The organism is Flavobacterium sp. C4GT6, assembly GCF_036347315.1.
Classification (GTDB): Bacteria; Bacteroidota; Bacteroidia; order Flavobacteriales; family Flavobacteriaceae; genus Flavobacterium.
This window is the reverse complement of the sequence record NZ_JAZGZU010000002.1, coordinates 252,724-268,556: the sequence shown is the minus strand read 5'-3', so window position 1 is coordinate 268,556 and position 15,833 is coordinate 252,724. Positions and strand designations below refer to the sequence as shown.

The 15,833-nt window shown below is 38.3% G+C and carries 12 protein-coding genes; 7 read left to right on the top strand and 5 right to left on the bottom strand.

The annotated features are described in order from the left end of the window. Positions 1–23: 23 nt before the first annotated feature. From V3Z67_RS03480 to V3Z67_RS03450, 7 genes are all read left to right on the top strand, one after another. Positions 24–995 carry a phosphotransferase gene (locus V3Z67_RS03480; RefSeq protein WP_330441992.1) on the top strand — a complete coding sequence of 324 codons (972 nt, stop codon included), beginning with the start codon at positions 24–26 and terminating at the stop codon, positions 993–995. A gap of 68 nt (positions 996–1,063) precedes the next feature. After that, positions 1,064–2,275 carry a TlpA disulfide reductase family protein gene (locus V3Z67_RS03475; protein ID WP_330441991.1) on the top strand — a complete coding sequence of 404 codons (1,212 nt, stop codon included), beginning with the start codon at positions 1,064–1,066 and terminating at the stop codon, positions 2,273–2,275. Between the two features lie 244 nt (positions 2,276–2,519). Further along, the gene (locus tag V3Z67_RS03470; RefSeq protein ID WP_330441990.1) at positions 2,520–3,230 is read left to right on the top strand and encodes a hypothetical protein; all 711 of its coding nucleotides are present in this window, start codon (positions 2,520–2,522) and stop codon (positions 3,228–3,230) included. A 66-nt stretch (positions 3,231–3,296) separates the two neighbouring features. After that, the gene (locus V3Z67_RS03465) at positions 3,297–4,235 is read left to right on the top strand and encodes a helix-turn-helix domain-containing protein (protein ID WP_330441989.1); all 939 of its coding nucleotides are present in this window, start codon (positions 3,297–3,299) and stop codon (positions 4,233–4,235) included. 113 nt (positions 4,236–4,348) lie between these two features. Next, positions 4,349–5,113 (top strand): SDR family NAD(P)-dependent oxidoreductase, encoded by a 765-nt coding sequence (locus tag V3Z67_RS03460; protein ID WP_330441988.1) that lies wholly within the window; start codon positions 4,349–4,351, stop codon positions 5,111–5,113. 107 nt (positions 5,114–5,220) lie between these two features. After that, positions 5,221–6,159: a Na/Pi cotransporter family protein gene (locus V3Z67_RS03455; RefSeq protein WP_330441987.1), complete on the top strand. Its 939-nt coding sequence runs from the start codon at positions 5,221–5,223 to the stop codon at positions 6,157–6,159. A gap of 58 nt (positions 6,160–6,217) precedes the next feature. Beyond that, positions 6,218–6,823 (top strand): 5'-methylthioadenosine/S-adenosylhomocysteine nucleosidase family protein, encoded by a 606-nt coding sequence (locus V3Z67_RS03450; protein WP_330441986.1) that lies wholly within the window; start codon positions 6,218–6,220, stop codon positions 6,821–6,823. A gap of 54 nt (positions 6,824–6,877) precedes the next feature. Here the strand turns inward: V3Z67_RS03450 and V3Z67_RS03445 are convergent, their stop codons facing one another. From V3Z67_RS03445 to V3Z67_RS03425, 5 genes are all read right to left on the bottom strand, one after another. Continuing rightward, complete coding sequence (locus tag V3Z67_RS03445) at positions 6,878–8,899, bottom strand: glycoside hydrolase family 97 protein (protein ID WP_330441985.1); 2,022 nt, start codon at positions 8,897–8,899, stop codon at positions 6,878–6,880. 21 nt (positions 8,900–8,920) lie between these two features. Continuing rightward, positions 8,921–10,174, bottom strand: coding sequence for a glycoside hydrolase family 71/99-like protein (locus tag V3Z67_RS03440; RefSeq protein ID WP_330441984.1), 1,254 nt, complete (start codon positions 10,172–10,174; stop codon positions 8,921–8,923). A 90-nt stretch (positions 10,175–10,264) separates the two neighbouring features. After that, the gene (locus tag V3Z67_RS03435) at positions 10,265–11,767 is read right to left on the bottom strand and encodes a RagB/SusD family nutrient uptake outer membrane protein (RefSeq protein ID WP_330441983.1); all 1,503 of its coding nucleotides are present in this window, start codon (positions 11,765–11,767) and stop codon (positions 10,265–10,267) included. A gap of 25 nt (positions 11,768–11,792) precedes the next feature. Continuing rightward, on the bottom strand, positions 11,793–14,723 hold the full coding sequence (locus tag V3Z67_RS03430) for a SusC/RagA family TonB-linked outer membrane protein (RefSeq protein ID WP_330441982.1): 2,931 nt from the start codon (positions 14,721–14,723) through the stop codon (positions 11,793–11,795). Positions 14,724–14,753: 30 nt separating this feature from the next. Then, positions 14,754–15,830, bottom strand: coding sequence for a hypothetical protein (locus V3Z67_RS03425; RefSeq protein ID WP_330441981.1), 1,077 nt, complete (start codon positions 15,828–15,830; stop codon positions 14,754–14,756). Positions 15,831–15,833 lie beyond the last annotated feature (3 nt).

Genomic DNA, 15,833 nt, shown 5'->3' with positions numbered 1-15,833 from the left:
CCGCCCTTTAGTCAGAAACCGGCATGAAAACTTTCCCTGTAACAAGATCGATCCTTAATGCAAAAGAACTTGGCGACTTTATCATTTCGCAATATGATCTAGACAACAGCACTTGCTGTTCTCTTTTCCGTACCGGAATGAATCACACCTATATGTTAACAGGTAAGAGCGACAAACATGTACTTAGGTTATATTGCCATAACTGGCGCACTAAACAGGAAATTGAAGAAGAGATAAGCCTGCTTTTATCTTTAAAAGAAAAGGGACTGAATATTTCCTACCCTGTCCCTGATGCAAATGGTAATTACATTCAGGAAATAAACGCACCCGAAGGGATTCGCTATGCAGTTGTCTTTTCATTTGCTGAGGGAGGGAAAGTACGCTTTATAGACGAAGACACCTGTTTTTACATCGGCACGATAATGGGTAAATTCCATCAGGCAACAAAAAGTAAAACCTCTAAGCGAATTAATTATAATACACAAACACTTACCGAACTACCGTACCAATATGCCAATACCTATTTTCATGATGATCTTCCTGAAATGCAGTATCTAAAAGCTTTGGGTAATGACATAAAGCAACTGTTTGAACTAATACCTTTAGAACAGGGTGTGGTACACATGGATATGTGGTACGACAATATGGCGATTACCAATGAGAATGAGGTAACGGTATTTGATTTTGATTTCTTTGGTAACGGACCGTTGATATTAGACGTAGCTTACTTTTGCAAACATCTGTTTATTATTGAACCGAACAAAGAGGTATACAGTAAAAAAGCCCAGGCTTTTATAAACGGATATCAAAGTATAAATACACTTTCACAACAGCAACTGAATATTATTCCTCATGCAGCAGCTGCGGTTTTTATTTTTTATCTGGGCGTGCAGTCACAACGTTTTGACTGGTCTAATATTTTCCTATCGGAAAACTACCTTAAAATGTATGTAGGCAGAATTGAAAGTTGGATGGAGTATCACACTAAAGAGTAACAAGTTTAATTATGTAATTACATAAGAAAATCCCTATTTTTGACATCACACTTTACAAAACCAATAAAATGAAATTTTCAAACCAATTAGTATTACTATTTACTGCATTATTATTAATTAACTGTTCCAAAAAAGAAGACGTTTGCCATATAAACGGTACTGTTGTTGACACTGACACTGAGTCTGTAATACTCGTAAGACCCTATGAAGACTTAACTGAGCCTGCTATAGAGATACCTGTTATTGATGGTAAATTTGAGTATATAGCCCACATAGAAAACCCTGAAAGCTATCAGCTTTTTTTAGGTAAAGCAAAGGAGACGAGAAGAGGTCAATTTACATTGATATTCCTTGAAAACACAGATATAAATATTACTGTACATTCAGAAGAAAATTTTGATAAAAACACAGTAGAAGGAGGGCAGTTAAATAAAGAGTATAAAACAATTAATGATGCATATAATACAAAACTGAAAAGCCTCAACCAAGAGGAAACAAAGCTTAAGGAGGAAGGAAACTACAGAACAAAAGCATTCCTGGATGCTGATAAGCTAATGTCAACCGATAAAAATACCTGGCTAAAAAAAACAGATAGTTTAAGAAGACTTAATCAAGTATACACTACTAAAGGAAAGGCTTTTAATGAAAAAGTTTCTAAAATTATAAAAAGTAGAATAAAATGGGCAGAAAATAATCCTTCCTCTATTGTTTCTTATTACCTGCTTTTAGAAAATTTAATAAACCAAGACATTATTGACGTTAACAAAACCTACAAGCTTTACGAAAAGTTATCAAATAACTTTCCTAACCATCCTTATAATGAGGTAGCACTTAATCTTATTAAAGGAAAAAGCATTAAAGCAGGTAAAAAATTTATAGACTTCACAGCTCCTGATTTGAACGGTAACCCGATAACACTATCAACCCAAATTGAAGGAAAAGTAGCTTTACTTGATTTATGGGCAACATGGTGTGCCCCTTGTATTGCAAAAAGCAAGAGCATGGTACCTGTGTACAATGATTTTAAAGACAAATGCTTTACCGTAATTGGCGTTGCAAGAGAAAAGGATAATACAGAAAAACTTACTAAATTTCTTGAAAAAGAAAAATGGCCATGGTTACAATTAACAGATGTAGATGGAGAAAATAAAATATGGCAAAAATACGGTATCCCAAGCGCTGGAGGCAAAGTATTCCTTATTGATAAAACCGGAACTGTTATAGCTGTAAACCCAACAGCCGAAGAAGTAAGGCAACATTTAGAAAAAACACTAAACTAATACAGTTAAAAAGACCTCCCTTACTCAGGAGGTCTTTTTTATTAAAATGATTTCCTTTTTAAGTTTTTTAAAACCTATTTATTTTAATAACATATTCAAAAAAGTTAAGGCTTTTTGAAGAGAGATAAAAGCATTAAATAAGTATCCATACCGGAGTGTAGTACATCTATAAAAAACAATAGGATTAATCCTATCATAATATTTTGTTTATTTGAATGTTATCATTTTTAATAGAATAGTTTTTATGAAAAAAATTCTGTTTACACTTATCCTGATTACAGTCTGCTTTTCAAATCTCAAATCACAAACTGTAACAATACACCACAAAGTTGTGCACCCAAGCTATCGGGACACAACCAGCTATGTAAAGTTTAAAATCAACAATCAGTATTTTGGAGAAAAAGACACCATAATAAATATAGCTATTAATAAAAAAGGATTTGACTTACTTGAGGTTGTTAGTTATAACGACACATTACGATTTCCTGCCAAATTCAAAGAAGGTGAAACCTATGAAATCTATCAGGGATGCTGTTGTTCTGTTTTTGTTATAAGACCGGTAAATAATACGAAAAGAGGAACTGTTACATTAAAAAATAAAACAACTAGAGATTTAGGCTTGGTTGCAGGAGGCATGAATCAGGATACTGTAAAAGCTAATCAAACAAAAACTTTATTCGCTCATGTATCTGCCATGTGTAGGTTTGAACCTTGTAATATTATAATAACCGAAACACAACAACTTTCGAAAATCCATAATCATACGAAATATAGTAATCACCTCAATACTCCATACGTAGAAAATAAAGATTACTTTTTAACCGACGGACTGTTCCTATTCCTTCATGGCGAAAAAATTGAACTGGATTATAACGATAAAACTAAGAAGTTTGACATCAAAATTGTAGGGTACATAACTGACGAGGAATATAAGGAAGTATATAAAAAGTTATGAACTACCTAACCTACCTGCTTTTAAAAAAACATTTACTACCTTTGAATTTTGCAAACAACGGTAGTTATGAAAACCATTAAAAACACATCGCTCGAAGAATTTTATAAAGAAGCCGTAAACTTTACAGGCAAGGATTTAGACACTCTTTTACCTCCGGGTATAAGTAAAGAGGTAGGGCATTTTAATGTGTTTGACATTTCGGAAACCATAAAACAGGTAAAGCAAAAAAATGTAATGCCCTATAACAGGAGAGCCTATTACAAAATAAGCCTGATTAGAGGGAAAAACCGCGCCGAGTATGCCGATAAGGTGATTAACGTTGAGAAAAACGCCCTGCTGTTTGCCACACCAAAAGTACCTTACCACTGGTATCCATTAGATGAGAACCAGAGAGGGTTGTTTTGTGTTTTTACCCATGAGTTCCTTATTAAAAATAAAAGCGGACTGGTAATAGACGATCTGCCAATATTCCAGTCGGGCGGATATCCTGTTTTTGAAATAGATGATGCAATGGCAGATGAAATCGAACTCGTTTTCAGAAAGATGCAAAAGGAAATCAACTCTGATTACGAATTCAAGTACGACCTGTTACGTAACTATCTTACAGAGCTTATACATTACGGACAAAAACTACAGCCTGCCTCTACCCTTCGGTCAGAGCAAAATGCATCAACACGTATCATATCTCTTTTTATAGAGCTTTTAGAACGCCAGTTCCCTATAGAGTCTCCTACCCAAAAACTACAGTTACGCACAGCAAAAGAGTACGCCGAAAGACTTGCCATACATGTAAACCACCTCAACAAAGTACTAAAAGAAAGTACAGGTAAAACCACTACCGACATTATAACCGGACGTATTTTACAGGAAGCAAAAATCCTTTTAAAGCAAACCGACTGGAATGTATCTGAAATAGCCGACAGCCTGGGGTTTGAAGAAGTTGCCCATTTCTCTAATTTCTTTAAAAAACAAACCTCACTGGCTCCGCTTACCTTTAGATCCTAACCCTATATTTGAATTTTACAAATAACCGATTGATGTTTGCAAACCGCACCTTGGCTTTTTGACGGAACTTTGTACCATAAAATAATAACAACTAAAAATTGATTTTTATTAATATGGAAACAAGAACCAAAATAGCTATAGTTACAGGCGGTAGCCGTGGCTTAGGCAGAAACATGGCAGTTAGCCTTGCACAAAAAGGAATTGATGTAATATTTACTTATAACAGCAATAAGGAAAAAGCAGACGAGGTAGTTGCACAAATCAAATCATTAGGACAAAAAGCTATTGCTTACCAGTTAAACACTGCCGATGTATCATCTTTTGAAGGTTTTATTAAAAAAGCCACCCAACATCTTGAAGAAAACACCGGAAGTCCTAACTTCGATTTTCTTATCAACAATGCAGGAACAGCACTATATTCCAATTTTGAAGACACTACCGAAGAACAGGTAAACGAGGTATTCAATATTCACTACAAAGGAGTGTTTTTCCTTACACAAAAGGCATTACCTTATATCAATGAAGGCGGGCGTATTATAAACATATCTTCAGGACTGGCACGTTTCTCTTTTAACGGATCATCTGCCTACGGATCTATGAAAGGAGCCATTGAAGTACTTACAAGATACCTTGCTAAAGAATTAGGTCCGCGTAAAATTGCTGCTAACATTGTTGCTCCGGGCGCTATTGAGACCGACTTTGGCGGTGGCCATGTAAGAGACAACAAAGAGGTTAACAATCAAATAGCTTCTGTTACCGCTTTAGGCCGCGTAGGCTTACCGGATGATATTGGCGGAGTGGTTGCCTTTTTATGTACCGATGAAGCCCGCTGGATAAACGGACAGCGTATAGAAGTATCGGGCGGTATGATGCTATAAAACATAATTTCTTTATTTTTGAATGAGCCGGACAAACGTCCGGCTTTTTGTTTATAAAAATTTTCTATCTTTAAATACATTACTCCTGTTAACCAACCAATCCCGACATGGAAGAACTAAACTGGCTAAAAATCCTCATATCGGTTATTGCTGCAATCGGGTTATTTACCCATAGCCTTGAAGGCTTTTCGGATACTTTAAAAAGTGAAGCTAACTCAAAGATAAAATCACTGCTTACAACCCTGTCACACTCCAAAATAAAAGCTTTTTTACTGGGGTTTGTAGGCACAGCACTCATACAGTCCAGTAGTGCAGTGATTTCCATAGTAGTTTCGTTTGTAGATTCGGGGGTATTACTGTTTGAGAGTTCCTTACCCATACTTTTAGGTAGTAACCTGGGAACAACCGTTACAGCTTGGTTGGTTTCTTTCCAAATGGAAGCACTGGGAATCATACTACTTGCCTTAGGTTTCGTTATGGGTTATTTCCCAGAGAGGATAAAACTATATTCAAAACCCGTGTTTTACATGGGACTAATACTTTTTAGCCTTGAACTGATAAGCATGAACCTTACCCCTATTAAGGACAGTCCTGATTTGGTAGATTTCCTTGGTTACGCCTCAAATCCGTTCATAGGAATATTGTATGGTATTCTCATTACAGCTATTTGCCAGTCAAGTTCGGTTACCGTTGGTTTAACCATAATATTATGCTCCCAGAATATTTTAGGGCTGGACAGCGCCATAGGCATTATAGTAGGTTCTAACATAGGTACAACTACCACAGCCTTTATAGCGTCGTTAAAACTTGGAAAAGTAGCCAAACAAACAGCATTGGCCAACCTTGCTTTTAATGCTATTGGCGTAGTAATATATTTACCGTTTTACAAACTGTTTGAAAACCTCATATTAAGCATATCATCAAACATTACTTATCAGGCAGCATTAGCACATTTAATATTCAATTTAATTATCGCTATTGTATTGCTACCGGTTTGCCATCAGTTTGCATCATTATTCAAACCTAAAGGAGAAATGTTACCCTAAACAAGCATAACTATGGTTTTGAATATTTAAGCTAAATTTGCAGAAATTATTACAAATCATGTCTGTTACTACCCACAATACATTACCCTCTACATCAGAGTTACTGCAAAAACCTTTGTATGTTTTCGCTTTGGAATCAGAAGCTACTCATGAGTTTAAAGATGTAAACACCCTTTTTGTAGGCATAGGTAAACTAAACGCCATGTATAACCTAATGAAGAGCATACACGACAACAAACCTTCTATCATAGTCAATTTAGGTTCTGCCGGAAGTACTTCGCACAAAAGAGGCGATGTAGTTTGCTGCACCAATTTTGTACAGCGTGATATGGATGTAACCGCACTGGGCTTTGAAAAGTACCAAACGCCTTTCTCTATACATTTACCTGTATTAGAATATGGAATTAAAATAGAAACCCTACCTCACGGAATATGTGGTACCGGAGACAGTTTTGTAATGGATCACAACACCGAAGATTATAATGTGATAGACATGGAGGCCTACCCGTTAGCACTTATAGCCAAACAGGAAAACATTCCGTTTTTATGCCTTAAATATATTTCAGACGGAGCCGATGACACCGCTGCGGTTGACTGGCCCGAAATGGTAAAAAATGCTGCAAGAGCACTAAAGCTTACATTAAACAATATCATTACAGAATAAAAAAACGGGGCTTATAGCCCCGTTTTCCTTAAACAAAATCACAAATACAATCCTCTAATTGGTGATTGGTATAAATCGTACAGCTGTACCTCCACCCGGAGCAAGATTAAGGTCAAGAACAGAAGTACTGTTAACCGTCATTACATCTATACTTACCGGATAAGGATTTTCTTTATAATCAGCACCGTCACCATCCCTGTATACTTCTGCCTTATAAGGCACTCCCTGTTTCAGGAAGTTTAACGGAAGAGCTATTTTACGTGCATCGCTGTTAGTTATAGAGCCTAAAAACCACTCGTCGCTATTACGATCCTTACGGGCAATAGTTACATATTCCCCAATTTTAGAATCAAGTACTTTACTCTCTTCCCAATTGCAAGGAACATCTTTAATAAACTGAAACTCTGCCCTACCCTCATAATTTTCAGGTAAATCGGAAGCCATTTGTAGCGGGCTGAATATTACCACATACAAAGCAAGTTGCTTTGCAACCGTAGTTTGCACCATCGCTTTGTTTGGCGTTTCGTAATCAAAGTTAAAGTTACCCGGAGTAAAGTCAAACGGACCGGCAAGCATCCTCGTGAACGGCATAATGGTAGTATGCTCGGGTGTGTTACCTCCGTCTGCCGACCATGCATTATACTCCTGCCCCCTTGCTCCTTCCTGAGCCATAAGGTTAGGATATGTACGCCAAAGTCCTGTCCCCTTTACCGGTTCGTGGTTATCAATCATGATATGATGTTTGGCAGCTGTTTCTATTACTTTTCTGTAGTGACGCACACCAAACTGACTGTCATGCCATTCCTTTTTATCCAGATACTTATTTACATATCCTGTTTTTACCGAATTAACACCAACCTTATTGTAAAGGCTGTATGCATCTTCCAGCTGGCTTTCATAGTGACTTGCTGCACCTGCAGTTTCATGATGCCCGATAAGACGTACATTTTTTGCAGCAGCATATCTTGTTATTTCTTCCAAATCAAAATCAGGATAAGGCTTTACAAAGCTAAAGGCAGTACCATCGGCTGTCCAGTCACCATCCCATCCTTCATTCCATCCTTCTACTAAAACGCCATCAAAACCATTTGCAGCAGCAAAGTCAATGTACTTTTTGGTATTCTCGGTAGTAGCACCATGTATTTCTCCCTGTCCCCAGGTGTATTTATCAAGGTGCATACCCCACCATATACCCACATATTTCATTGGGGTAATCCACGATGTATCTTCAATCTTACATGGTTCGTTAAGGTTTAACGTTAATGTAGACATGGCAAGATCTCCTGCTTTTGTTCCTACCATAACGGTTCTCCAAGGTGTTTGGAAAGGTATTTTTGCATATACCTTAACCCCATCTGCCCACGGCACTAAATCACTTTTATAACTATTACCATTAGTTTTAAGCAATGTCATAGAGGCAAAATCGGTTAGGTTTGCTTCATGTATAGCTACAAACAGGCTGTCTTTTGTTTCAAAAGTCGCCGGAGTATTTATGGTATCGGTTTTACTCATGGCTGTTTTGCGGTAAAAACTTTCATAGTAGCTGTTCTCACCATGTACAGGTATCCACCATACATCGTTATCAAAAGGGAAGGTAAACTGGGTAACCTCATCAGCTATTTTAACCTCACCAATATTAGGCTGTTCAGGGAAATAGTATCTAAAACCAAGTCCGTCATCAAATACCCTGAAAATGATATCCATTAAACGACCGTCGCCTTTAGACTCCTTTAAATGAACTACTAATTCTTTATGGTTATCCCTAACTGTTTTAAACTCTCCCCAAGGCTGATCCCAGTTTTCATCAACCGATTTCTCTTCGGTGTTTACCACCTCAAAGCCATCAGTCATTTTACTGGCTTCCTGAAATTCAAATCCCATTAAGGAAGGTTCTATAACCGTTTTTCCGTTTAAGGAAAAACTGTATTGTGGCTCTCCTTTTTCTGTTAACTTAAATACCAGTTCGTTTGTGTTTCCCGGAGAAGATATTGTATATACTTTCTCTTCGGTACCACATGATAATATCATCACCGAAGCAAAAGCCGTAAGGCACAACCTGAATAATTTATTTTTCATTACTTGCATTAATTACAATTGTTATTGAATTTCGTTTAGTAGCTCTATCGCTTTATTGGCTTGCATTGAAACAAAATAATTGAATGCCTTATCAAGCTTTTTCTGAATATCAGGATTGCCTTTATACTCTTTTCTTAAATCGTAAAGTTTACTTATCTCATTAAATACATCTCCGGTGTTTTGTACTCCCGCAAATGTTTTTACTTTTTGTATGTAGCTGTAACCAAACTCTGTTGTAGGCTCAAACATGGTGCCTTCGCCAAAGTCGTTCCAGGTTACCAGTTGCAGATAATCAAGGTTGGCATTTTGTGCCATGTTAAGGGTTTCATCGAGCGTTGCCCCGTTGTTATGATCTATTGTCCAGCCAATAACGGTAGATGTACCGCCTTCGGCATAGTAATCATGAAACCCCGGGTAAGCGCTGCCCATTGCCACACCAAGGTTAGGCAGATTATTTACATAGAAATTATTAAGATTGGCATTATTCTCATAAACCCATGAGTATTCGCCCGAAGCATTTTCACCTGCCTCGCTTGATTCATTCCATAAAGTAAGGAAAGTTGGTTTGGTACTAAGATTACTAAAAGCGGCAGTCCATTCCTCTGGCGTCTGCATCACAATAGGCCCGAAGTTTAGCAACAATGGTTTGTTGTTTACTTTAATATATTCATCAGTATTAAAGTAATTGCTTTGCATGTAACCTAAATCGGTTTTTGCTGCGCCGGTAACTGTAGGAGCCAGCCCTGCCTGTACAATATCATTTAAAAACCTGTCTTCATATACTATGGCAAATTTTAATCCTACCTCATCCAGCATATCAATTAACTGCTCTGAGTTTTCCTTTAAGTCCTTAAAATCATTAATATCATAAGTACCGTACCAGTCAATTAAAATACCATCTACTCCTGAATACTTCATCAGCAGTAAATGGTTCTCAATAACATCGCGGTCTCCCGAATGATATGGTCCTATTAAAGGATAATAATGTGAAGCAATTTCCCTTTGCCCGTTGGCACCAACGTTGTCAGGGTTTTTGTTTGCCATAGTCCAGTGGTAGCCCCACTGGTTGTTACCACTGCTTTCTTTAGTTTCAAACCACGGCATGTAATGCATGTAGATTTTAGTGCTGTTTGTTTTGGTCACAGCAACAGGATCAAAGGTTTCTTCCTGCCCTCCCCCAACGGTTTCTTTACCGCTATCGTCCTTACTGCAACTGTTGCAGCTTATGGCTATAGCAATAACACCGCTTAATAATAGTGTAAAATATCTGTTCATTATTTAAAAATATAAGCTTCAGTAAAGTAAAATATGCCGGCCTACCATGAACTAACCCTAACATGGAAGACCGGCACTACTACTAACTTCTTAATAACCCGGATTTTGTTCTAAATTTGTATTGGTAGACAATACGGTTTCCGGTATAGGGAAGATGGCTCTGAAAAGTTCTGTTGTACCTAATTCCCAACCAGGTTGGAAAAATGTACCAAACCTAATATTGTCTGTCCTTCTTCTTCCCTCAAAAAGGAATTCCCTGCGAAGTTCCTGATCAATGAAGTCTAAATCTATCGTATCAGGAGTATCCAGTCCTGCACGCATTCTTACTTGCTCTACAAACGGAAGTGCCTGCCCAGGCGAACCTAAGCGAACATAACACTCTGCCTGCATCATAAGTATCTCAGCATAACGGATAACAACAAGGTCGTGATCTCTTTCCCATTGCTCTCCTGCTTTCATTTCATATTTTCCTAAACGTACCCCTACATTTTGTGCAGAATTGGTAAAGTCAGGAATCTCTTCGGTATAGATAAGCGGCTCACCACTATCCATAATAATAACCGAACCTGTTGCAAGGTTAATTTGCTCACCTTCCACCATTGCGTTTCTTCTCACATCTCCTTCTTCAAAGCTCGAGAAAACGCCCGGCTCTGCGGCCATACCATTAGCACTCCAAGGATAATCTCCTGTTGGCGAAATAGTAAACCTATGCAGGTAATGACAACTCATTGAAGACATATAGTTACCCACTGTCCCTGCAGCATTATCGTAAGGAATAGAAAGAATTATCTCTCCTGATGTTTGGTTCTCTGTAGCGAAGTTGGCAAAGTAATCTACCGTTAGTGAATAGCCCGATACATTTTGACACATATCGATGCAATCCTGCCAACGGGCCAGACCAATAAACGCTTCTGAATTAAGGTATAATCTTGCCAATAAAGCGTAAGCTACATTTTTAGTAAACTTAGAATATACAATTTCTGATTTAAGGTAAGGTAACGACTCCAGTAACTCCGTTTCCACAAAGTCATACACTTCCTGACGTGTTGAGTTAGACGGTAATCCCTGATCTTCAAAATCTGTTACGATTGGCACATTACCAAACATGTCTAACAACATGTAGTAGTAATAGGCACGAACCGATCTAAGCTCTGCATATATAGGAGCTTTAGCCTCATCGGTAAGTCCTGATTTGTCTATCTGGTAAATAATAGAGTTTACTTTAGCAATACCTGCATAACAGTAACGCCATGCCGAAAGTATCATACCGTCGCTGGCTAGCCATGTATGGGTTTGTGCCCTTTGCCACTGTCCGCCGTCAAACCAGTCGGTACCCCTTGTAGGGATAACAGTCTCGTCTGAAGTTACTGCGTTTAAAAAGAATACATATTCGCTACCCGGAAATGAATTTGAGATTCCGTCGCTAAACCCTCTAAGGGATGAGTAGGCCCCACCTACAAGTGCTTCCACTTCACTTGGTGTATTACCAAAGTTGTCGTCTTTAACTCTGTCATACAAATCTTCATCAAGATCTGTACACGACAGTGCAAAAAGAGACGTTAAGAATAATGCTGTTATTTTGGTTTTCATCATTTTAATTTTAGGATTATCAAATCACTTATTTAGACAGGGTGAAGTTTAGACCTACAGAGAAAGTTCTTGGTCTTGGAAAGTTATTAAACCTGTCCATACCCGGATTATCAAGACCGGTAAGGTTAACCTCAGGGTCTGTACCATCGTAATTTGTAAATACTGCAAGGTTTTCACCTAACACATATATTCTAAGCTTAGAACCGTTGTCCTTAAACGGAAAAGTATAACCAAGCGTTACCGTTTGAAGCCTGAAGAAAGATGCTTTCTCTATCCAGTAGCTTGAGAATGTTGGTGCCGAATTGATACCCGAACCGATAAAGTCATCAGGAACGTTGTATGCCGGTAACCTGTTTGGAGTATAAAGCATCATGTTTGTTGCATTAAGTACTTCCTGACCAAACATACCGTAACTGGTAAAGCCAAAGTCAAACTTATCGTAAGTAAAGTTCATACTAAGACCCATAATAAGATCTGGCTGAACATCACCAATAGCTTTATCTTCTTCGCTTAAAATAAACTCTCCGTTCTCATCAAAACCTAAAAACTCTTTACCCCAAAATGTTCCTACAGGATAACCTTCGGCAATGATTTGAGAGAACTGGTTAGACATACCCGAAAGTCCGTGAAGTGAACCACTGTAAATTACATCTGTATCATACGTTTGGTTAGATAATTTTTCAATCATCTGTTTGTTGTGAGAGAAGTTAGTATTTACACTCCATGTAAACTTATCGTTGTTAATAATATCGGCACTTAATGTAAGCTCTACCCCTTTGTTAGAAAGTTCACCTACGTTTGCAAGCATAGTACCCACTAAGTAAGGTGGCTGAGGTACCTGATAAGTGTATAATAAATCTTTAGTTGTTTTTGAGTAGTACTCAAACGAACCTGATATTCTGTTAAATAAAGTAAAGTCTAAACCTAAGTTAAGCTGTTGTGTTTCCTCCCATTTAAGATCAGGGTTAGGGTTTTGTGTTGGCGAATAAGCAAGGCTCCATGAATCTGTAGCCGGGTTGTAGTAGCTATCCTGCCCCACTCCTAATATTGAAAGGGATTTATACTCACCAATACCATCCTGGTTACCAGTAACACCATAGCCTGCTCTTATTTTAAGGTTTCCTAGCCAGTTATCAGACCAGTCCATAAAGTTCTCGTCAGAGATTCTCCACGCTACCGATGCAGAAGGGAATACACCCCATTTGTTGTTTGCACCAAAACGGCTTGAGCCATCTCTTCTTACAGTTGCTGTTGCCATATACTTACCATCGTAAGAATAGTTTGCCCTACCGAAGAAAGAAACCAAGTTTGATTTCCCTTTGTAAGAGTAAACATCACCTAAACGGTAGTTGTAACCCGCTCCAAGATTGTTGTAGCCAAATAAATCTGTTTCAAAACCGCTACGCTGTGCACCAAAACCTTCGTATACATTTTCAAGGTAAGAGTAACCCAGCATACCGTTTACACTGTGCTTACCAAACATTTTGTTATAGTTAAGGTACGCTTCAACCTGTGCTGTAGTGTACTCACCATATGTTTTTTGTCCGTAACCGTTTTCGGTTCTACCTTCAAGTACAGCATACGATGGTTTGTATTGATCGGCATTAAGAGCATTGTGTTCTAACGAAGTATTCACAACCGCTTTAAAGTCGTTAAACAGGTTTACTTCTGTTTTAAAGTAGCCTAATAACCTGTGTCTTTTACTATCGGCAGTACGGTTGGTAAGTATCTCAACAGGGTTTTCGTATAATGTTCCTCCTACAGATGTAAAATCACCGTTTTCATCATAAACAGGAATTGTAGGGTTAAGATTGAACGAACGCTCAAAAATTCTGTAATCTACCGGATGCCATTTGTCAATATTAGCCATTAAGCCCATATCAAATTTAATAGCTTTATCTAGAGCATACTGGTAAACACTAATATTACCGCTTAAACGCTCCATTCCCGAACGCTTAATGATACCCTCGTTATCAAAATACTGAAGCGATGCACGAAGTCCGCCATCTTCAGAACCCGAATTAATGCTAAGGCTGTGATTTTGTGAATAAGCAGTTTGCTGAATTTCTTTTTGCCAGTTCGTATCTGCGCCATAATCAACAGCGTCCATTAAGTTGTTATCACGAACATAAGCTCTCCACTGGTTTGCAGAAAGAAGATCTAAATTATTTGATGCTTTACCAACACTGGTAAAACCGTTATATACTACAGAAAGTCCTTTTTTGCCGCTTTTTGTTGTAATGATAATAACACCGTTAGCTCCTCTTGAACCATAGATGGCTGTAGCCGAAGCATCTTTAAGTACATCTATCGATTTGATATCTGAAGGCTGTACAACGTTAATGTCTACACCAGCTACTCCGTCTACCACGATAAGCGGACTGTTACTTGCCGTTAGCGAAGTACCACCTCTTAAACGAAGTGAAGAACCGCTACTTGGATCACCGGTATCCTGAACAACTGCTAAACCGGCAACTTTACCCTGTAGCACACGCTCGGTAGAAGTAACGTTACCTTTTACAAGGTCTTTTTCTCCTACGGTTGATATAGCTCCTGTTAAATCCTGTTTTCTCATAGTACCATAACCTACAGAAACCAGTTCTACAGCATCAAGCATCAATGCACCTTCCTGTAAAGTAAGCTCAATGTTTGATGTATTTTCGGTTACGGTTACGCTTTGTGTTTCATAACCTATAAAAGATATTTCCAACGTACTGCCTACAGTAGCTGTAATAACAAATTTCCCGTCAATATCGGTAGCCACACTATTTGTTGTACCTACCTCAATTACCGACACCCCCGGCATACCCATACCGGTATTATCGTTAATAGTACCCGATACCTGCTTTTTCCCCTGTGCAAATGCAACAACCGAAAGAAAAAGCATGACAAATGTGAGTACCAGCGATTTATTAACCAACACCTTGTGCAGGCCTGCTTTAGTATTTTTACTATTCATCGAATGGTTTTTTAAGTTGATTGTGGTTTATTAGTCCAGATGCTTAAGCGGGATGGTAGTGTCTGAAATTGTTTTGTCAGTATTATCCTTAACCAGAACATGTATTTCGGTTACATCTACATTTTGTAGCGCAGACACCAAGTTTACAAATCCTTTAATCTCACTAATACCACCTGTAATTTCGCCCGTAACCTCTACCGTACCTGCAGTAACCGTATAGATAAGGGTATTAATTCCTGGTTCGTTGTTTGTTCTTATTATCCCTAAAAAGTCTTTTTTGCTAATTTGCTGAGGGAAGAATGTAAATACCGGTGGTGGAGGTGGAATAAACTCACCTGCATAAAGTACCTGATCGGCTGTTGTTCCAGCCCAGTCATCTTTTACGAAAAGGAAAGCAATGTTTTCCATTACATATCCGTCGGGAGCTTCATAATATTCCTGTGGTATAAGGTCCATTTTATAGATCCCTCCACCCATGTTTTTTAACTGGGTTTTTTCAACCACTTCCGGAATCCATGACTGATATTCAATAGCAATATCCCAAAAGTTAAGTCCGCTGTGGAAATGTACACTTGTAGCATCTTCAAAACCATCGGCCAGATTGGCATTGAAAAGAATACTTATCCCCTCATCAATAAGCGGTGACGATGGGTATGATCTCCATAACTCCCCCGAACCTGCAAACGATGAATAATCAGTATAAGCCATACTATGCACTTCAGACTGTAACGAACCTGTAAGGTCTTTTAGCCTGAACCAAAATCCGGCGCTGGCTGCAATATCTTCAGGAGTCATATTAAAGTATTCTGTAGGAGTAAGCGTAAAGCTCCATATCATGTCCCCTTCATAGGTAAGTTTTGCAAATTCTGAGGAGTTTTCCCAGTTTCCGGCATCCGGTTCAGATGGAGACCAAATCCATAAATAAACATCAGATTCTGCCGCAAACGTTGTAGTGGAAAGATCAAAAAACCAAGTCACTTCTTCGTCGTAAGCATATACTACAGGGAACGACCACATGTCGTTTATAGACCCTGCTGCCTCCTGTGCCCTGGCAACGCCCGGCAGTAAAACAAAGGCTAATACTATAAATTGTATAATTTTTTTCATGTT